The sequence below is a fragment of the Paenibacillus sp. strain BS8-2 genome, assembly GCF_054483835.1.
Map to the genome: position 1 here is coordinate 5,350,976 of NZ_CM137010.1, position 19,245 is coordinate 5,370,220.

The 19,245-nt window shown below is 49.5% G+C and carries 16 protein-coding genes; 9 read left to right on the plus strand and 7 right to left on the minus strand.

Annotated elements, in window-relative coordinates:
• Positions 1–92: 92 nt before the first annotated feature.
• The 3 genes from ACX1C1_RS23445 to ACX1C1_RS23455 all read right to left on the minus strand — a co-directional run bounded on the left by ACX1C1_RS23445 (position 93) and on the right by ACX1C1_RS23455 (position 4,167).
• Positions 93–968: a nicotianamine synthase family protein gene (locus tag ACX1C1_RS23445; protein WP_458954531.1), complete on the minus strand. Its 876-nt coding sequence runs from the start codon at positions 966–968 to the stop codon at positions 93–95.
• Between the two features lie 151 nt (positions 969–1,119).
• Positions 1,120–2,034 (minus strand): DMT family transporter, encoded by a 915-nt coding sequence (locus ACX1C1_RS23450; protein WP_458954532.1) that lies wholly within the window; start codon positions 2,032–2,034, stop codon positions 1,120–1,122.
• A 177-nt stretch (positions 2,035–2,211) separates the two neighbouring features.
• On the minus strand, positions 2,212–4,167 hold the full coding sequence (locus ACX1C1_RS23455) for an ABC transporter substrate-binding protein (protein WP_458954533.1): 1,956 nt from the start codon (positions 4,165–4,167) through the stop codon (positions 2,212–2,214).
• A gap of 180 nt (positions 4,168–4,347) precedes the next feature.
• On the opposite strand from ACX1C1_RS23455, the gene ACX1C1_RS23460 reads away from it, so the two are divergent.
• From ACX1C1_RS23460 to ACX1C1_RS23480, 5 genes are all read left to right on the plus strand, one after another.
• Positions 4,348–4,893 (plus strand): RNA polymerase sigma factor, encoded by a 546-nt coding sequence (locus ACX1C1_RS23460; protein WP_458954534.1) that lies wholly within the window; start codon positions 4,348–4,350, stop codon positions 4,891–4,893.
• Positions 4,880–5,713 (plus strand): hypothetical protein, encoded by an 834-nt coding sequence (locus ACX1C1_RS23465; protein ID WP_458954535.1) that lies wholly within the window; start codon positions 4,880–4,882, stop codon positions 5,711–5,713. The genes ACX1C1_RS23460 and ACX1C1_RS23465 overlap by 14 nt, the downstream gene beginning before the upstream one ends.
• A 90-nt stretch (positions 5,714–5,803) precedes the next feature.
• Positions 5,804–6,103, plus strand: a complete 300-nt coding sequence (locus ACX1C1_RS23470; RefSeq protein WP_458954536.1) for a hypothetical protein — start codon at positions 5,804–5,806, stop codon at positions 6,101–6,103.
• 103 nt (positions 6,104–6,206) lie between these two features.
• The gene (locus ACX1C1_RS23475; protein ID WP_458954537.1) at positions 6,207–7,220 is read left to right on the plus strand and encodes a hypothetical protein; all 1,014 of its coding nucleotides are present in this window, start codon (positions 6,207–6,209) and stop codon (positions 7,218–7,220) included.
• 19 nt (positions 7,221–7,239) lie between these two features.
• Positions 7,240–8,262: an SGNH/GDSL hydrolase family protein gene (locus ACX1C1_RS23480; RefSeq protein ID WP_458954538.1), complete on the plus strand. Its 1,023-nt coding sequence runs from the start codon at positions 7,240–7,242 to the stop codon at positions 8,260–8,262.
• A 70-nt stretch (positions 8,263–8,332) separates the two neighbouring features.
• Here the strand turns inward: ACX1C1_RS23480 and ACX1C1_RS23485 are convergent, their stop codons facing one another.
• A complete protein-coding gene (locus ACX1C1_RS23485) occupies positions 8,333–10,582 on the minus strand; it encodes an FAD-dependent oxidoreductase (RefSeq protein WP_458957783.1) in 2,250 nt (749 codons plus the stop codon).
• 127 nt (positions 10,583–10,709) lie between these two features.
• Here ACX1C1_RS23485 and ACX1C1_RS23490 point away from each other — a divergent pair, with 127 nt between their 5' ends.
• The 3 genes from ACX1C1_RS23490 (at position 10,710) to ACX1C1_RS23500 (ending at position 13,926) form a co-directional block, all read left to right on the plus strand.
• A complete protein-coding gene (locus ACX1C1_RS23490; RefSeq protein ID WP_458954539.1) occupies positions 10,710–11,528 on the plus strand; it encodes a helix-turn-helix domain-containing protein in 819 nt (272 codons plus the stop codon).
• A gap of 74 nt (positions 11,529–11,602) precedes the next feature.
• The gene (locus ACX1C1_RS23495) at positions 11,603–12,505 is read left to right on the plus strand and encodes a helix-turn-helix domain-containing protein (protein WP_458954540.1); all 903 of its coding nucleotides are present in this window, start codon (positions 11,603–11,605) and stop codon (positions 12,503–12,505) included.
• A 41-nt stretch (positions 12,506–12,546) separates the two neighbouring features.
• Positions 12,547–13,926 carry an ADP-ribosylglycohydrolase family protein gene (locus ACX1C1_RS23500; RefSeq protein WP_458954541.1) on the plus strand — a complete coding sequence of 460 codons (1,380 nt, stop codon included), beginning with the start codon at positions 12,547–12,549 and terminating at the stop codon, positions 13,924–13,926.
• 99 nt (positions 13,927–14,025) lie between these two features.
• On the opposite strand, the gene ACX1C1_RS23505 is transcribed toward ACX1C1_RS23500, so the two are convergent.
• A complete protein-coding gene (locus ACX1C1_RS23505; protein ID WP_458954542.1) occupies positions 14,026–15,054 on the minus strand; it encodes a glycoside hydrolase family 88/105 protein in 1,029 nt (342 codons plus the stop codon).
• A gap of 64 nt (positions 15,055–15,118) precedes the next feature.
• A complete protein-coding gene (locus ACX1C1_RS23510; protein ID WP_458954543.1) occupies positions 15,119–17,173 on the minus strand; it encodes a beta-galactosidase in 2,055 nt (684 codons plus the stop codon).
• 118 nt (positions 17,174–17,291) lie between these two features.
• On the opposite strand from ACX1C1_RS23510, the gene ACX1C1_RS23515 reads away from it, so the two are divergent.
• Entirely contained in the window at positions 17,292–18,131 is an 840-nt protein-coding gene (locus ACX1C1_RS23515; RefSeq protein ID WP_458954544.1) for a helix-turn-helix transcriptional regulator, read from the plus strand.
• Between the two features lie 45 nt (positions 18,132–18,176).
• Here the strand turns inward: ACX1C1_RS23515 and ACX1C1_RS23520 are convergent, their stop codons facing one another.
• Positions 18,177–19,178 (minus strand): S-layer homology domain-containing protein, encoded by a 1,002-nt coding sequence (locus ACX1C1_RS23520; RefSeq protein ID WP_458954545.1) that lies wholly within the window; start codon positions 19,176–19,178, stop codon positions 18,177–18,179.
• Between the last annotated feature and the right edge of the window lie 67 nt (positions 19,179–19,245).

Genomic DNA, 19,245 nt, shown 5'->3' on the forward strand with positions numbered 1-19,245 from the left:
TATGAATCTATCTTCTTTCATTATTTAAACAAACAAAAGAGAGAAGCCCCTCTCATGCAGCTTCTCCATTGATATTTTCCATTTTGGTTAAATTACGTCGCACGCTCCAGAAACAACGTCGAATTAATGACCAAATCTTCATCCGGCGATGTCCGCGCTTGGACGCTCCATCCGTGCTGGAGAAGCTCTGATTCATCGATCGCCTCATACATGATTTGTTTCATCCCTTCAGCAGTTCGCACAGCCACTAAAGGGTTATGAGAAGTTCGGCAAATCTGATGGAGAACGGCAAGCTTATTACGTACTAGACTCGCAATAAAGATCCGGTCATACGCGCTATAATCGAACTCGGCCCCGTTGATGTGCACCACTTTTACGGTGTCCTGCAATCCCATGCGCTGCAATAAGCGGCATGATGTGGCATACGCATCCATATCCATTTCTAGACAGACAACCTCTACATGCCCGAATTGGTGCAAAATAATAGCACTTAACGGCAACGGCCCGCTGCCTACAAATACAATGGGCGATGCGGCTCCATCAGCACCATGCCGCTTGAATTGCTGCAGCGCGAATAACTCTTTGCATACCAAAGAGAGGTATATGCGCCAACTCGGCCATTCCGTAACGATGTTTAGCACTGGATCCGGCCGTTCGCAGATTTGTTTGGCATCATCAAGTTCGGTTAAAAACTCAGCAACAGATAACTTCTCGCGCAAATGCCGTTGATTCGTTTTCATATATTCATTTCCAAGCACAGCCTGAATATCTTCAGGCATAAATCGGTTACGCAGTCGCTGAGTCAACCGTCTAACGTTATCCGCAACCCTGCGATTCGCGGGAGATAGATCCGACTCTTGTTCCAATATCTCATTGGTTTCTCGCACGAGCGCGATAAAATCTTCAACTAATATACGTCTTAAAGTGCTGTTATCAAGGGTAATTGATCCACTGCCATTGCTATCCATGTCCCCAACTCCTTCATTCGCACCCGCTTCCCATATTCAACTATATTCAGCCAAAGAGGGATGTAGACGAACTGGAGCAATCTATGATTGGAGGACTTGCAGGATCTTAACGACGACAAAGCACCTATTGGGTTGCAGCAGCGACATGCTCCTAAACCCCTTTTACACCGAGTCCGCTATCTGGCTTCTGCACCACACGCCGCTTCATATTCGTGATCGCGACACCTGCCAGTATGAGCGCACCGCCACCAAGCTGTGCAACTGTTATAGGATCGCCTAATACGAAATAACTTACGATGATGGCGATAAAGGGCGGTATATTCATAAACATAGCGCTTATGGACGCCCCTGCAATCGCAATCCCCGAATTCCACCAAAAACCCGCCAATCCTTGACCAATCACCGCCACTCCTATAAGCAGCGCCCAAGTAAGGACTTGATGACTCGCTTGGATACCGCCGCTTGCAGCTTCTACCGCAACGGCTGGGAACATGAGAATCGTACCGATAATCGTAGAATAGATGGTAATCTCATACGAGCTCATTGCGGCTGTCAGCTTACGAATAAACAGCAGGCTGACGGACATACCTAACATCGCGATTAGCAAATAAATATCTCCATGCGAGATGCCAAGGTCCTTGCCGCTATACAACACGATACAGACGACGCCGATGAGCGCAACGATCGCACCTGTCAGCTTTTGTCCAGTTATGCTCTCTTTAAGGAAGATCTTCGACAATAACGTCGTTGCGATCGGCGAAAGCGCGATGATAAGCGCGGCATTCCCCGCAGTAGACTCCTGCAAGCCAGTGAAATAGAATAGTTGATTGATCAATGTGCCGGTAATACCTGCCATCAAGAGCAAGCTCCACTCACGTTTGGTTGGAAGACGCATCGATTTGTTGATCATCGCTATCGAAATCAAGAATAACGACATGACGACTAATCGCGCGAACGACAGAAAAATCGGCGAGAACTCTCGCAGCATATAAGCACTTGCTACATAATTGCCGCCCCACATAATGGAGACAGCCCATAATTTAAGAAAAACGGTTTTCTCTTGCATCCTTTTATTTCTCCTGCCCAAAAATCATAAATTAGTTTAGTAGTCAACGATTCATTGTAGTAGGATATGTACCGGATGGCAATAGATATATTTGGCAATCTCACAGACAAAGAAGCCGCGATCTATTTCGATCAGCGGCTTCTTCCATTCACCTATTGTATGGTTTATTCAACATAATTAGGGCTGTTTGCCCAAGAAACTTTCCATAATGAACGCAAGATGTTTATCCAAGGATATTGCATCACTATAGTAGGCAGCCTTTTGATCAATGAAATATACTTGGTTACTTTTCACTGCAGGGAGACTTTTCCATAAGTTGCTTCCATACAACACATCTGGATCACCGTCATCTCCGCCCCAATTACTTGTGAAGATAAAGTCACCGGCATACTCATTGATCTTCTCGAGCGAAATGTCGCCGTTAAACTCGTTACCTTCGATCAATGTTGATTGAATCGGTTCCGGTGCTTTTAGGCCAAGGTCATTGTACAAGATCTCGCCGCCTCTGCCGCCTTTATTGCCCCATACATAAATACCTTTCGCATACGGTTGCAGAATCGATACCTTCTTATCTCCAACCACCTCGGCAATTTTCGGCTTGACCTCTGCGAGTTTCGCATTCCATTGCTCGAACCAAGCCGCGGCTTCCTGATCCTTACCCGTAACTTCTCCATATTTCAAGAACAGCTCCGCTGGCGAATCCTTACCATATGAGAATCGGACGACCGGAGCAATCTCTTTCAGCTTCTCGTAATACGCTGCATCAATATAATCAAAAGCAATAATCAAATCCGGATTTACTTCAAGCAGCGCTTCAAGATTTGTCCCGTCCCCAATATCGACAGTCTCCCCTAACATCCCTTCGTGATAAGGATTCTCCAAGGCATCCGAAGTTACGCCAACTGGTTTAATACCAAGCTTAAGCAAATTTCCGATATAGCTTCCTGTTAAATCGACTATACGTTTCGGCTCTGCGGGAATTGTAACAACCCCTTTGCCGTCCTGATACGTTCTTGTGGTTTTTTCTACCTGTTCACTTACATTACTTGATGGGGCTCCGTTCCCTCCAGTCGAATTGTTCCCCCCTGCTGAACATGCTCCGAGCAATAATACAACACATAACAATAATGCGGCTGTCGTCATGGATGCCGATTTCCTAGCATGATACACAAAATTACCCCCTGATCTCTGCCAATGAGAATGTTTTTCACTAATATTCACACTGTAGCATCGACTATCTTTCTCAACAAGGGCAATTCTCGTACGTCTACCGGGCAATTCTGATATAGAAGGAACGGTTGGATAAGAATGCTTAAACTGCGATGGTCCCATCCCGTAATACTTTCTGAAGCTTCGACTTAAGGTATGTGCATCCTGAATCCCAACAAATTCAGAGATGTCCTGAAAGGAAGCTTCAGACTCTACTAACAGCTTTGCAGCGGTCTCCATCCTTATGGCATTCAAATAACGAATAGGGCTTTCGCCAAGCCTCTTTTTGAACAGCTTAACTAAATAACTAACACTACAACCGAACCGTTCTGCAATGTTCTCGAGCGAAAGCGGCTCCTTGTAGCAATCATGCATATATCGAAGCACTTGTTCGAGCAAGTCTGGATTTGACGTCTGTATCCCTTCGCGTTTCATTTGGGCGTACAGCTCATGGACAAATTGATAGAACAGTCCTCGCGCACGAAACTGCTCCAGCGGTGCCGCAATTAGCCAATCCATGTGCATGCTTGCCACTAATTCATTTACCAGCAAGGGCTTGCCTGCAATTAATGAGAACGTGCTCCGGAACGGATTAATGTCATACAGCCGTTTCTCAACGTATTGGGAAGGAGGCAGCAATAAAGACGCTTGATACAAAATAAGATAATACGCAAATGACTCCTCGGGCCAAATATCCAGCGTGTCGCCTGATCCGCTATGCAGCACGAAGTTTTTGTCCGCCATATGCAGTTGGCCACCAAGTCTTACCTTCGCTTTCCCTTTGCGCACATACAAAAAAGCATTGGCAGGCAGCCTGTACTGCTGCAGCGCTTCGCCAAAATCTAACTCCTTATATCGAATGTCCGTCAATTTAATAGAGGATACATTCCAAGCCCAGATATGCGCATCAATGTTCATGTTCATGGCGGTTCCCTTCTAATCGAACATCTAATGAATATATCTCATTATAAATGATAATAGTTCTCATCGTAAAGTTGGAATCTATAGACCCATACATGGGAGGACTTCTCACATTACCAGAATATTTTGCCAAAAATGAACCCTTTCACGCTATACTTTGTCTATATAACGAGGTGATCGGCGTTGGATACGCAATATTTAAACCATTTGACATCCATGGATTCCTTGACCTTGGAATCTCTCATGTCCGCTTATGGACAGGAGGTGTGGAATTTTGCCTTCTCGATTACAAAGAATCGGCATATGGCAGACGATATTACGCAGGATGTATTCATTCAAGTGTACCGCCATGTCGCCTCATTTCGAGGAGAGGCCTCGGTGAAGACTTGGTTATTCCGCATTACGCGCAATATCAGTTACAACTACCGGAACACAGCCTTTTTCCGTAAGGTTCTGCTCATGAATACAGAGCATACCAGGGATTATCAGCATTCTGCTGAACAATCCTTTCTAGAGCAAGAGGCCTCAAATCAAGTTTGGAGATATGTCTTTGACTTGCCAACCAAATTACGGGAAGTTCTTGTGCTGCATGCCAAATATCAGCTAACGCTTCAAGAGATTGCCCATGTGCTGCAGATTCCGGAAGGCACGGTGAAATCCAGACTATTCACAGCGCGTAAACGAATGAGCAAATTATTAAAGGAGGATCAAATCTATGAACTCATCTAATCCTGATTGGTATGAGGAGCTACAAGCCAATCCGCTCAAACAAAACATGTTTAACGAGCAATTAGCGCGCAGGATCTACTCTCAGGCGACCAAATCTCCGAATCGATCACGCCTTATTCCGAGACGTCTAATCTTCATTAGCACGGCAATGATTGCAGTGCTTGGATTTATGTTCTATATGTACAAATCAGATCAGAACAGCCTTTCATTATATAGCGATCATACTTCTGCAGGACCCGTTGCTAACGATCCTTTACCTCCGGGGGAATCAAACCCAATCGCATTCAAGGAAACCCTTAGTAAACCTGAGTGGAAGATATACTTGGATCAAAAATATTATGGTTTCGATCATGAGGTGTTGTATACCAAGGAAATTCAATACAATGCAGAGCTCATTTTCTCAAAAGCCATAACCGAAGAATCTAACTTCCAGTCCATTAAGCTTAGAGTCGATTATGTAGAATGGGATGGAGCCAAATGGGACAGCAGTCAAGGAGTATCGTATTCCTTTACACTCAAACTAAATGGAGATGTTATGATCAACAATAATCAAGATGATGGTTTTGAAAATCATTTGCTAACAGGATGGTTCAAAATGGACACGATTCCTTTGTTCTGCGGCATGGTCGTCGATCCTGCTATCACCGAGATCCGAATATACGATGAACAGATGCAGCAGCATCAAGCCACGCTAATAGATGCCGAGGATGGATATACGTATTGGTTCGCAGCACTTCCACAGGACCAAACAATCTTCAACGTGGCGAGCCTGAACGAAAGCGGCGAGATTATTACGAACGATACCTACTTAAACCATTAAAGCAGTGAAGAAAATCACTGTTCTCTCCTTCCTCATCCTTTAGAATAAAGGAAGATACCAACAACTTTAAATGAGGAAGGAAAAAACCGTATGCGCGAATGTTTATTTTTCTTCAAATATATTCAAGACGGGCAAGCCAAGGAATATCGTACCCTCACAATGGTGCCTGACGGCGAAACGCCAACTATCGCTGACTTCATCCAGTCATTCGAAGAGCTGGGTTATCGCGTTGAGCTCGAGAATGAGCGTGAATTGATTTTCCACTCGGTCGAGGGCAATACCCCCTACAAGCTGGATATTACCAAAATAGAACTCAAGGGCGAAGAACATGATAACGATGCGCATGATGGAGAACTGCGAGCCATTCTGAGTCATCTGATTCATCGTTAGGTTGGAACAAATAGCGAATAAATTGCAAATACAGACTACTTTCATTGTTATACACTTAGGTCTATGCGGCACCCTATTGTCGCTGCTACTAAGGAGAGATAACATGCGAGCAGAAGCCGTCGTTTTTACAGGCATGAGACAGGTTAGTTTTATGGAAGTCGATGTCCCCGATCCGGGACCCGAAGATGTCGTCATCGATTTGGCGTATTCTTGGATCAGCAATGGCACTGAATCCTCCTTCCTGTTCGGGGAGAGAATTTCCGGTGAACAAGTCACTCGTCCGGGGGATGAGTTGCCATTCCCGCAAGTGGCTGGTTATCAGAAGGTTGGCATCGTTAGAAGCGTCGGCGAACAAGTTACCGAGCTTTCGCCCGGTGACCTAGTTTTCGCTTCGATTAGCATGGTTAACGGGATGAAGTTTGATTATGGCGGTCACATCAACCCCTCGATCACGCCTGCCAGCCAAGTATGGAAGCTGCCCGCAGATGCAGACCCGATTGCATACAGCGGACTTGTCCTCACCCAAGTCGGCTACAATTGCGGCTTACGGCCTGCAGTTGAATCTGGCGATATTGCTGTCGTCATCGGTGACGGCATGGTTGGCCAATGGGCCGCTCAGACGCTTGCTCACAGAGGAGCGAACGTAACCGTATTAGGTAAACATGATCGTAGATTAGCTTTACTCCCTTCCACGATTCGTACATTTAATTTGAAAGAACATGATCTAGCGGACTGGATTGGTAATCGCTCGGACATCGCGGTCGTCGTCGACACAGTTGGTGCCATGGATACATTTCGCGAACTGAGGCCCGCAATGAAACTGAATAGTCACCTGGTATCGGCTGGTTTCCTCGGCAATGAGGGAACCGTTGATATCCAGGAGCTGCGTGCGCAAGAGATCACCTTGCACAGCCCTTCCGGGTGGACCAAGGAACGGATGGACGACACGTTAATCGGTATTCGAGATGGCTGGCTGCAAACGAAACCACTTATTACGCACAGGATGAAGGCAGAGGATGCAGAGCAAGCATGGCGCATCATTATGGACAAATCCGAATTTTTCCTGGGCATCGTGCTAGAGTGGTCTTCGGAGAAGGAATCTGGAGCATCCCAATGATGAGGAGTGATCAGCCGCGATGACAACCAAGCAGCTAGCGGAATCATTTGTATTGATGAAAGAAGAGGCATTGCCACTGCGCTACCTCCCTGTAATGGGCGAATCTACTGTTATGCGAAATTGTTCGAGAAACGACCTCGCAGACACGATCCCAGATACGATCCATTACGTGGAAGGTTCGGACTATATCATTGACTACGAGCAAGGTACGATCCGCCGCACGAACGACAGTCGAATTCCTGATGGCACGCTTCATCCGATGTACGGAGCATGCGAGTTCGATCATAATCAATATGTTGATTACAGTAACCAAGCTTTTACGGTCTACTTGGATTATTTGTCGGAGATGATGATGGATGACTTCGATTTAACATCCGAAGATATCGAACAATCAGGTTTGTTAAAACGTCTCGTCAACAAGCTGAAAGCTGGAGAAGAAGCCGTCTATGTTGTCTATGGAGACAGCATCAGCACAGGTGGAGAAGCCAGCGAAGAGAGCCTGGCTTACTTCGGCCGATTCGCGAACTCCCTGCTCGACCTATATCCCGCCGGACGTATTCGAATCGTGAACAAAGCAATCGGCGGTGAGGATACGAGCGGCGGCGCGAGCCGGGTCGAACACGACATTGTTCCTCTACTTCCAGATTTGATATCCATTGGTTACGGGATGAACGATCAGAATAAACAGGCTGACGGTAATACAACGACTCTTGAAAACTTCGAGGATAATCTTCGGTTCATGATCGATACGATTCGTCATGCCGGCGATTCCGATCTGATTCTTGTCACGCCATGCGAGCCCAATCCGAATTGGCAGCATACAAGCGGCGATATCGCTCAGTACGCCGACGTTATTCGCCGTCTGGGTGATGAATACGGAATTGGAGTGGCCGATGCTCATGCTCTCTGGACCGCCGAGCTTGCCGCGGGCAAGACGCATGAGAGCTTGCTGCTCAATAACATCAACCATCCGAACGATTACGGACATTGGATTTATAGCAAAGCCTTCACGCTAATGCTCAAGAAACAATACGTTTATTAACAGAAATCCTGTATTGCAAACCAAAGAAGCTGACGCCGCTCTTCCATCGGCGTCAGCTTCTTTGGTTGTATTATTGTTCGTACACTCTGATCTCGGTTATCTGTGCATGCAACGCCCCGTTCGTGGCTTCTATCACTAGACGCAAGCTCGTTGCACCTTCCACTACCGTGTTCAACCGATGCACGCGTTTACGCTTACGATTGCCGCGTTCCTGATGTAAGACCAGCCATTCTCCATTTACGTTTGCTTCCAGCCTGTAATCCCGAACCAGCTCAGGGATCGTTTCAAACGGCGTTCTGTGATGATGCAGATTAATTAGATCCTCATTGACATCATCGTTGAACGTAAGCTGCACTTCTCTTATCGAGACCGGTCGGTCATTCCAGTCCAGCTGCAGATAAACTTCCTCGCCTGCCGTTATTTCGTCCGAGCTCCATAGATGAGGGCCGCCAAATGGCCGTATATAACCGTCGAGAATTTTCTCTGGGGCATACGCCTGGGTCTCAGGCCAGCTCCGGAAGGTCACCGACCTGCGCGACCCGCCTCCCGTTTGCCATTGGCTAATCAGATCATGGTACCCATCCATGTAGATCGGCTCATCGCCAGATACGTTCTTAAACACCAATACGCCAAACTGATATCGATCCGTCATGTACAAGGTTACAAGCGGGTTGGCTTTGATCACAATCATTGCATTCTGTGCTTCATCAGGCTTCCAAGCAAGCGACACCTTCACCCATTGCTTCTCGCCGGCTGATACAGCCGTTTCCCCTCTGACTTCGAGGTTTTGCGGTACATAATTTTGTTTACGGTCCGTACTCCACAATTCCAATTGCAGGCTGGTGTCCGCGGAAGCATCAATCAGCAGTTCTATTACCGCAAGCTCGGGATCGACCGGAATTAACAAACCATTATCCTGCTGCAGCGGACGCTGCCCATTGTAATGTTCAACCGCAAGCTGAGTCAATGTGCTGGAAGCCTGTACAGCGGCTAAGCGCGCTACGTCGGCTGAATCGTCATTACGAATGCCGATAACCGAAGCATCTTGTTTGAGCAATGTTTGATGCAGCTGATCCAGATGCTGCTCGTAGACTCCGCGCGGAGTTGTTCCGTATTGGACGGCAAGCGCCGCTCCAGTGCCTGCTGCTTCGCCAATAATGGCGCAAGTTGCCATGACCCTTGTCGTTCCGAATGCGACATGCGTTGCGCTGATATTACGTCCGGCAAACATCAAATTGGAGACGTTTTTCGAATACAAGGATCGATATGGGATATGATAATTCCCTTTCATATAGAGATGTTTGGATCCTTTTTCAGCCGAATACATGCCTTGTGGCGGATGCAGGTCGATCGACCATCCTCCGAATGCGATGCGATCATGGAACTCTTCTTGATTCATGATATCGTTCTGGCTCAGCACATAATCCCCAACGAATCGGCGGAACTCCCGCTTACCCGGCACGGATCCGACCCACTCCAGCGTCATATTCTCCGAATCGAATTGACCCGAGTTTTTGATATAGTCCCAAATCCCATAAATAACCGACCACAATTCGTCCCGGATGGCTTCGTTATCATGAACCGTATCCAGCTCACCGCCGAACTCAATCCACCAGTAATGGCAACCGGAATCACCGCTGCGAATGACACGTTTCATCGGAATCGACGTTTGCGTAATATCTTTGGCGAAGCTCGGCGCTACATATTTCACAGGATGACCGGCGTCCTTACTGTAGAATAGAATCGTGCTGCCAAGCGTAATTTCGTCTGCAGCCTCAGGCGCCCAGACCTCATCATATTCGTCCCGCGCTTCCCGTCCCAGCCGGTACTTCGCACCTGCGAGGAATCCGACGAGCCCGTCTCCCGTACAATCCAGGAAGATCTCGCTCTTGAACGTGATTCGCCGCTCGGAGCCCATCATCCATCCCGTTACAGAATCAATATGCCGATCGTTAGCATCCCCGCTAGCCCCTACCTCATGTACGTCCGTGTTCAGGAATAATTGGATATTCGGCTCCGCTTTCACGGCTTCCAGCACAACCAGATCCCAAAAATAGGGATTTCCCTCAGGGTTACGGAACTGATTCTCCACAAACAATTCGCCCATAATGCCAGTCTCCCGCGAGAAACGCTGCATGCCATGCGAAGTTGCGCCGCAAACCCAAACCCTGACTTCGCTGCTCGAATTGCCGCCTAACACCGGTCTGTTCTGGATCAGCGATACGGTACGTCCCAGCCTCGCTGCCGCTACCGCCGCGTTAACACCTGCCAATCCGCCGCCTACAACTGTAATATCCGAATGTATCGTCTCTTGTCGCACAGGGATCACCTCATCTGCTTCCATGATATTGGATTTCTATAGCCAAATCTTAATCGAAAGTCTATACTTTTCACATACACAAACTTTAATGAGGCATGCACAAAATTTCAAAGGTGGACGAGTTGCCATGGATTTCTTGACCATCGATCCCTATCCAATCTCGAACATGTACTGGCATCGCAAGGATGCTTTTCTATTAGCCGAGGATCAGTACGAGAACTGGGTTATGTTCGCTGTCACTGATGGACAGTTTCGATTTCGGATTCATAATACCGAAGGCGTGGCTATGCGGGGCGATCTCGTCATCTGCCCACCGCATACTCCATTTTTCAGAGAAGTGGTCGAGCCAGTCTCCTTCTACTTTTATACGTTTCGATGGGTAAACGCGGATTGTTCCCCCTGCGATCTCACACATCAAAGCGTAGCATCCTCCATGCCATGCAAAGTCTCCGTTCGGGATGGTATCAGGCTTACTCAAGCGTATGATGCACTGAGCCGGCTATCCGATTATATAAGCGACGCAAGGAGTCTCGCGATTACCAAACATTATTTTGCCGACCTGTGGAAACAGTGCTGGCTGCCAAGTAACCTGGATGTAGACGGCAAACGAAACGCCACGCCAATCGATCCAGAGCTGCAAGCGGCGGCGGATTGGATTCGCGAGCATGCATTTGGCCCGCTCCAACTTTCCTGCTTCTCCGCATCCAAGGGCTGGAGCCCCGTACAATTTACCCGGAAATTCCATGCCGCCTTCGGTCAGACGCCAAGCCATTATTTGACCTCATTGCGGCTGCAGAAAGCCAACCGTTTATTGCTGGAGACCGATGGAACGCTTGATGAGATCGCGGCGGCATGCGGATACGAAAGCGGCTTTTATCTCAGCAGATTATTCTCGAAAAAAATGAAGATGAGCCCCACCGTCTACCGGAAGCTGCACAGGTTGTAATGTGATGTCCGGTACTGGGTACGCGCTTGACTGCGAACACATTCAGAGATATACACATTGCGAGGTGATGGACGATGAGGCTGACCATTTCTTATGATCATTCGATACCTATCAATGCCTTCTGCTGGACGCCGAGCAGTACGCTTAAACCTCTTCACTACCACAACAGTCTGGAGATCGGATTATGTATAGCTGGTCGCGGATTGTTTTATTACGGAGAAAAAAAATATGCGGTGCAATGCGGCGATGTGTTTATCGTCAACAATCTGGAACTGCATATCGCTCAAGCAGATGAGATCGAGCCGAGTACATTCATCTTTATTAACTTCGATCCCAGGTTGCTGCTCGCCGAAGACGAAGCGCTGCTACTCCCATTCTCCTACCGCTCCGATCACTTCAACAACCACATACCTGCGGACTCATCCCTTGCCCCATTGCTTGGCGCATTAATTCACAAAATGAGTGCCGAATTGGAGAAACGAGACGCCAGTTATCAAAGTATGGCCAAAAGCACGCTGCTGGAAATATGCGTGTTGTTGCTCCGTCACTATGCTAGTGGCATTGCCACACCGCAATGGAACAAACTGACTCGCTCCTTCAGCCGTATGCGCCCCGCATTGGAATGGATGCATACCCGATTTCGCGAGCCTATGGAGCTCTCCGATGTCGCCGCCACGCTCCATGTCAGCCCTTCGCAGGCCAGCCGCCTGTTTCAACAAGAACTTGGCCGCGGCTACAAGGATATCTTGCTTGAACTACGAGTCAACGAAGCCAAGCGACTATTGCTGCAATCCGATATCAACGTTACGGAAGTAGGATTAGAAAGCGGATTCCAGAGCGTTGCCTCCTTCTTCAGACAATTCAAACATATAACGGGGTTGTCACCGTTGGACTATCGCCAGAAATATGCGATCCACGCAATACTTGAGAGTATCCCTCAAGAATTGAGTAGAGAGGGATCTCCCCCTTTTATATAATAAAGCCAAGTAGTCATTCGAAAGCATCGGAGGGTTCTATCATGGCTGGTTGGACTAATCTATTCGAATTGGTAGAAAAAGAGGTTGTGCAGAGACGCGAAGAGGGCTGTGAGGTTGCCGGCTTTGCAGAGCGTGTACGCGCAGCGGAACAGGATGAAACACAATTAATGCGTATATATAACGAATTGATGCAGCTAGAAATCAGTCCGGATTTCCCGTTTGACGAGCCCTCCGATCTCGCAGGCATTCGAGCCTTGCGTCCAGCGGGACCGCGACAACTGAATGCCGAATTCACGGATGAGCAATGGCGCGATAAATTTTATGGCGCATGGCTGGGCCGCAGTATCGGCTGCGCACTTGGGAAGCCCTTTGAAGTGTGGCCATTCATGAGCGGGACCGAAGAAAATCCCGGATGGAAAAATGTGAAGCTTTGGATGGAAGGCGCCAATGCCTGGCCGATTGCCGATTACGCGCCACAACACTCCACTGCGGCCGACACCCATGGGCTGAAGCTTGCAACAGGAGGCTATAGAAGCACGAAAGAACAGATCAAATTTATGGAAACCGATGATGATATTCGTTATACGGTATTAGGTTTGATCCTGCTCGAGGAACATGGATATGACTTCGATTCGTGGGATATCGGCAAGCTGTGGCATGCTCGTCTGCCTTATCGCCAAGTCTGCACAGCCGAAACGCAGGCATATCTCAATTTCGCTCAAGTCACCTCCCATCAGAAGGGGCAGCGACCGGACGATTGGGCTCAGCGTATAGAGTGGGTTCGCACCTATCTCAATCCTTACCGCGAATGGATTGGCGCTCAGATTCGCGCAGACGGACTGGCTTACGGCGCGGCGGGTAATCCTGAACGCGCAGCCGATCTTGCATGGCGTGATGCTTCGTTCTCCCATGTAAAAAACGGGATCTACGGGGAAATGTTGTGTGCGGCGATGATTGCAGCAGCCTTCGTCGAAAGTGATCCCGAGACGATTGTCCGTATCGGTCTTAGCGAGATTCCAAGTCGTTGCAGATTATCCCGAGATGTCGAACAAGCCATCGAAATCGCCCGACGGGCTCAAACGCAAGAAGCGCTGATCGAAGAGTTATGGAGCGCTTTCGGCCATTATAATCCCGTGCACACCAATAACAATGCCGCACTCGTTGCAGCTTCGATTATATTTGCCAAAGGAGACTTCGAGACGGCAATCGCCACTTCTGTCCTGGGCGGATGGGATACGGACTGCAACGGTGCAACAGTCGGTTCCATCATGGGGGCATCATGGGGCGCGCAGCGATTGCCCCAGCACTGGACGGCTCCTCTACGTGACACGTTGTATTCGGAAATATCCGATTTCCACCCGATCGCGATATCCCAATGTGCCGAGCGTTCTTATCAAGTGTTCCGTAAGCTGAATGGTTAACGCTCGTAGACTCGTCCTATATGAATCGAACAAAGAGGCCCATGCGTAAGCGCATGGGCCTCTTTGTTTGGTCGCTGCTTCCGACTTCCTTCGTTACCTTTACTCTTGCACTCGTTCCATTGCGGAAGCGAGCAACGCCAGCGTAAGTCCTTGCCCCCACCCCTGCGCCCACTTCCGGTCGATGCCGAGGTAACCTTCGAGATCGTTCATGACCGCAGTGCCGCCAGAAACGTTTCGCACGCGTCCGTTGCCTGAGATATTGTTCAGCACCCCGTCAAGCGCCTTTTGCACATATTTGCCGTGCAGCGGATTGCCTTGCGTTAGCATGGCGGCGGCAATGCCGGCCGTTGCCGATACCTCGCCATATGCTTCTGGATAATCGAGCACGGTGCCCCAGAGCCCATCTTCCTTTTGCAGCACCTTGATGGCCGCCAGTTGGTCGCGCAACGCGCTCCATATATGCATCATTGGCGGATACAAGTAAGCTTCCGGAAGAATCTTGGCCGCTCGCGACATCGTGTACGCCGCCCATGCATTCGCTCTCGCCCAATACATGCCGGACATGTGATCCTTGGAGATATGATTGTAGCCGTGGTACCACAAACCGTCGTCTTCGTCCTGCAAGTAATTGATATGCCAATAGAATTGATGCAGCGCATCTTCCACGAGAGGTTTGCGATCCAATACGATGCCCGCCCGCAGCATGAAGTATGCCGCCATAAACAACGTATCCGCCCAACATTGCTCGGGAAAATCATTATTGGCCGACACGGTATGCTGCAGCACGCCATCGCCGAAACGCAGCGCTTTGTTCTCCAAATAATCCAGCTTGCTAAAGATAAGCTCCTTGTACCGATCATCCTTCGTCTGCTCGTATAAGGTCAGCAGCATATGCCCAATCGCACAAGAGTTGACTGTCCACACCGGGAGACCCGCTTCGATATATTCGTCGACCCACGCCACCATGCGGTCCAGATACATTTGTTCCCCCGTTACCTCGTATGCTCGGCTCACGCCATAATAGGCCACGCCTCCCGGCCAATCCCATGTCAAATCCATGCCGAATGTATACTCCGCAACTCGTCCTGCTGCTTCCTTCAACTCCGTTTGTTTAGCGTTCAGCTTCATCTCTTCCATCCCTTCTTCTTTCTGATCCGTACCATCATCAATCTACGCACATGTATTTCTTATATCAGGATTGCAGTTCAATAATCCGTACGTCCCGTCCAGCGATCTCAATGCCACCGCCTGCGATAACCTCACCCGACAATAACTCGACACCTGAACGATCTCCAAGCTCAACCGAAACAGCTTCGGCATTATGATTGAGCACAAACAAATAGGATTTGCCGTCCTTCGAGCGCACAGTCGTCTCAACGCCTTCCGGCGCATTGGCAATAATGGGCTCTATCCCTTTGGCTGCACATACCTCTGCCAACCAATCCTGAAGGAAAGCAGCTTCCGGGCTAGTCGCCAAATACCAAGCCTCTCCCGCCCCGAACGAGTTAACCGTAAGCGCTGGCATGCCGCGATAGAAGTCATCGCCATACACGGCTTTCACTGCTGCACCTTCGGTATGGATCAAGTCGCAGAGCATGCCGCATTCGTATTCGGATCGATAGCCGCTTGATTCTCCCGTCGGAACCATTCGATTGCGCTGGCTCGGCAACAAAGCATCAATCTCCTCTGCCCATATGCCAAGCAGCTTTCTCAGCTCGCCAGGGTAACCGCCCAGCTTCACACGATCGCTTTCGTCGACGATGCCGCTAAAGAATGTAGATATCAACGTGCCGCCATTATGCACATAACCTTCCAACTTCTCTGCGAGTCCTTGTTTCACCATATACATAACCGGCGCGATCACGAGATCATAGCCGCTTAAGTCCGCATTCACGCTGACCACATCCGCCGCGATGCCCTGCCGGTATAACGCATCGTAGAATTTGTGCGCTTCATCCACGTATTTCAGCGCGATGGTTGGGCCGCTTGACATCTCGACGGCCCACCAATTCTCCCAGTCGAAAAGAATTGCGACTTTGGCCTCCACACGGGCATCGAGAAGCGTATCGCCAAGCTTACCTAGCTCCATGCCGAGCTGGGCGCATTCACGGAAGACGCGCGTGTTCTCGTGACCGACATGCTCGATAACGGCTCCATGATATTTCTCGCAAGCGCCAGCCGATCTACGCAGTTGGAAGAACAATACCGTATCGGCGCCTCTCGCCACTGCTTGATAGCTCCACAAGCGCATAACGCCGGGACGTTTCAATGAATTATAGGGCTGCCAATTCTGCTGGCTCGGCGTTTGCTCCATCAGCATAAACGGCTGGCCGTCCTTCAATCCGCGCATCAAATCGTGCATCATGCCTGTGTAGCTATGCGGCGTGTCGAAACGAGGGTAGTTATCCCATGATACAACGTCCATATGTCTGGCCCATTTGTGATAATCTAGCTTCTTGAATGCCCCCATCAAATTTGTGGTGACAGGAACCTCAGGCGTATATGTTTTGACTGCTTCGTATTCCAGCTTGTAGCATTCGAGCAAGCTGTCCGAGTGGAAGCGGATATAATCGAGCGAGATCCCTTGGAAGTTCGTTTCCGTACGACCGTTGGCCCCTGCCCACTCCTCGCTAAGTCCGCTCGGCAATACAATATCATCCCAATCGTGGAAGGTATGACCCCAGAAACCTGCGTTCCAAGCACGGTTGACCGCCTCCAGCGTTCCATAACGAGCTTTGACCCACTCGCGGAAAGCACGTTCACAATTGTCGCAGTAGCAGTTGCCGGCACCGCCATATTCATTGTTGATATGCCATATGAGAAGCGCGGGATGATCCTTGTAGCGTTCCGCTAGCTTCTCTGCCATGCGGACCGAATACTTGCGGAAGGTCGGACTGTTCGGGCATGAATTATGGCGCCCGCCGAACTTCCGTTTCTGGCCGTTGAAGTCGACTTGAAGCACATCCGGGTATTTGCGCGCCATCCAGGCGGGATGCGCAGCTGTGCTAGTAGCCAAACACACGCCGATTCCATCCGCGTGGAGCTTGTCCATCATCTCGTCGAGCCAGCCGAAGTCGTAGGTGTCCTCGTTCGGCTGATTTTTCGCCCATGCGAAAACATTGAGCGTTGCGACGTCGATGCCCGCCAGCTTGAACATACGCAAATCCTCGTCCCATACTTCCTTCTCCCACTGATCGGGGTTATAGTCGCCACCGTACCAAATTTTCGGCTTTTTCGCGCTGATCATCTTGTCACTCCTCAAGTTGTATGATAAAACTGCAAATTATATCTTTATTGTATGTCTTCCTGTTGCCCGATCCTATATAATAAAATTGATTTGGCATATAAGAAAACGGAGGATCAAGATGAAACGTCGCATCGTTCCTGCTACCCCCGCAGAGCTGCTGCCGCTGCAGATTGAATCGATCGGAACGAATACGGAGCAAGAAGCGATCGATCGACCGAACGGCTATCCATACTTTCACTGGCTCCAGACGCTTGACGGAGAAGGCGAATTGTCCTTCGGCGATCAAACCTGGAGAATGACCCCGCATACCGGTGTCTTCTTCTATCCGGGAGTTCCTCATCGATACGAAGCCAAAAACGGCTCATGGTATACGGGATTTATTACATTCCACGGCAGCATGGCAGCGAACTTTGTCCAGTCCTTCGGATGGGGCAAAGCAGAACGTTTCCAATTGGAAGCCGGCAATGATCAGCTCCCAAGCCTCTTGGAGGACATGCTCTCGCTCGCCGAGTCAGGAGGAGACCCGTCGGGTTGGCAGTTTTCCTCCGATTTGTACCGCTTCCTGACATTGCTGCAGACGGAAGCTCGAATTGATAACCGTCCCTCCATCTCCAAACGGCTGGAGCGCGTACAGATCCTGCTGGAATGGCTGGAAACCGAGTTCTCGGATCCCGGTATCGGTCTTGCAGAGATGGCCTCCTTGCTCGACATTGGCGAACGTCAGCTAAACGAAAAATTTCGCGAGTTGTTCGGTCAGACAGCGTACGCCTATTTGATTGGGTTACGAATACGCAAAGCAAAGGAATGGCTGCCTTCCCGACCAGATTGGACCGTCCGTCAGATCGGAGAAGCCGTCGGCTTCCGGGATCCCAGCCACTTCGTCGCCACTTTCCGCCGTAAGGAAGGCATGACGCCGGAGACGTATCGAAAGCTGTTCGGTACAGGCGAGGTTTCCTGAACGCATGCAGGACTCATGCAGCAGGACTCATGTTGCAGGAGAATGTTACTCCTCTGTGAGGATCGTCAGAATGAGATGGGCCGACTCAGCCCTAGTAGCCTGAGCTAACGGTGCAAACCGATTACCTCCGACACCTTTAACCCAGCCTCGCTCGACTGCTTCAGCAATATACGGGCGGGCCCAGGCTGGAATCTGTTCCGTATCGACAAACTGGAGCAGGCCGCCTAGGCGCGGCTTGACACCTTCCGCTCTAACGATCAATACCGCCATCTCCGTGCGAGAGATCGGCTTGTTCCCCTGGAAATTCCCGTCGGCATACCCTTCGACCAGCCCAGCTTCCTTAGCTGCTGCCGCGTAACCGATTGCCCATTGAGGAATGCTCCCATGATCGGCGAAGGACGGTTGCGGCGGCGAAGGAATCGGCAAGTCCAGCGCGCGCACGAGCATCGCGACGAACTCAGCGCGCGTCACTTGCCGCTGCGGACGAAACGTTCCATCTTCGTAGCCTGTAATCCAACCCTGCTCGCTCGCCTTTAGAATCGAAGCTTCAGCCCAATGTCCGGCAATATCCGTATATTGTACATAAGCGGATGACAATACGACCTTTGTGCCAAGTTCGACCATGTCCAGCTCGGAATTCACCCATTTAATCGAATGCAAATCCAACAAGGAAGTAGTCGTTGACTGCCTCTCGAACGTAAACGTCGCAAGCACGGCGTCCCCCTTCGTCCCCTTCGTATTCCCGACTTTCGAATGCGCGAATAACACGCTCCCATTCTTGGCAACGGGATCCACCGTGAAACCGGAAATTGGACTACTCGCCTCGATAAACTTCAGCGTACTTTCGTCATAATCCAGATTAAACTGGAAGGCATATACGTCCGATAATTGATGTCCTTTCACTTCAACAACCAATTTGCCTCCTAAATTCAAAGCTTTCATGCTAAAGGCGGGAACGTCATTTGCCAGAATTGAGCCTGGCAACCACAACGACATGATTAGCAGCATGCTTAGCACAATCTTCACTTGTCTATTGAAAACTGCCAATTCGCATCTTCCTTCCGTCATTCTTGCATGTTATGTTCTTGCTAAACAGAGAATAGAAGGAGGAAGA

Coding starts and splice junctions, on each gene's coding strand:
- ACX1C1_RS23445 (WP_458954531.1), bottom strand. CDS start 968: ATGGATAGCAATGGCAGTGGATCAATTACCCTTGATAACAGCACTTTA.
- ACX1C1_RS23450 (WP_458954532.1), bottom strand. CDS start 2,034: ATGCAAGAGAAAACCGTTTTTCTTAAATTATGGGCTGTCTCCATTATG.
- ACX1C1_RS23455 (WP_458954533.1), bottom strand. CDS start 4,167: ATGAACATGAACATTGATGCGCATATCTGGGCTTGGAATGTATCCTCT.
- ACX1C1_RS23465 (WP_458954535.1), top strand. CDS start 4,880: ATGAACTCATCTAATCCTGATTGGTATGAGGAGCTACAAGCCAATCCG.
- ACX1C1_RS23470 (WP_458954536.1), top strand. CDS start 5,804: ATGCGCGAATGTTTATTTTTCTTCAAATATATTCAAGACGGGCAAGCC.
- ACX1C1_RS23475 (WP_458954537.1), top strand. CDS start 6,207: ATGCGAGCAGAAGCCGTCGTTTTTACAGGCATGAGACAGGTTAGTTTT.
- ACX1C1_RS23480 (WP_458954538.1), top strand. CDS start 7,240: ATGACAACCAAGCAGCTAGCGGAATCATTTGTATTGATGAAAGAAGAG.
- ACX1C1_RS23490 (WP_458954539.1), top strand. CDS start 10,710: ATGGATTTCTTGACCATCGATCCCTATCCAATCTCGAACATGTACTGG.
- ACX1C1_RS23495 (WP_458954540.1), top strand. CDS start 11,603: ATGAGGCTGACCATTTCTTATGATCATTCGATACCTATCAATGCCTTC.
- ACX1C1_RS23500 (WP_458954541.1), top strand. CDS start 12,547: ATGGCTGGTTGGACTAATCTATTCGAATTGGTAGAAAAAGAGGTTGTG.
- ACX1C1_RS23505 (WP_458954542.1), bottom strand. CDS start 15,054: ATGAAGCTGAACGCTAAACAAACGGAGTTGAAGGAAGCAGCAGGACGA.
- ACX1C1_RS23510 (WP_458954543.1), bottom strand. CDS start 17,173: ATGATCAGCGCGAAAAAGCCGAAAATTTGGTACGGTGGCGACTATAAC.
- ACX1C1_RS23515 (WP_458954544.1), top strand. CDS start 17,292: ATGAAACGTCGCATCGTTCCTGCTACCCCCGCAGAGCTGCTGCCGCTG.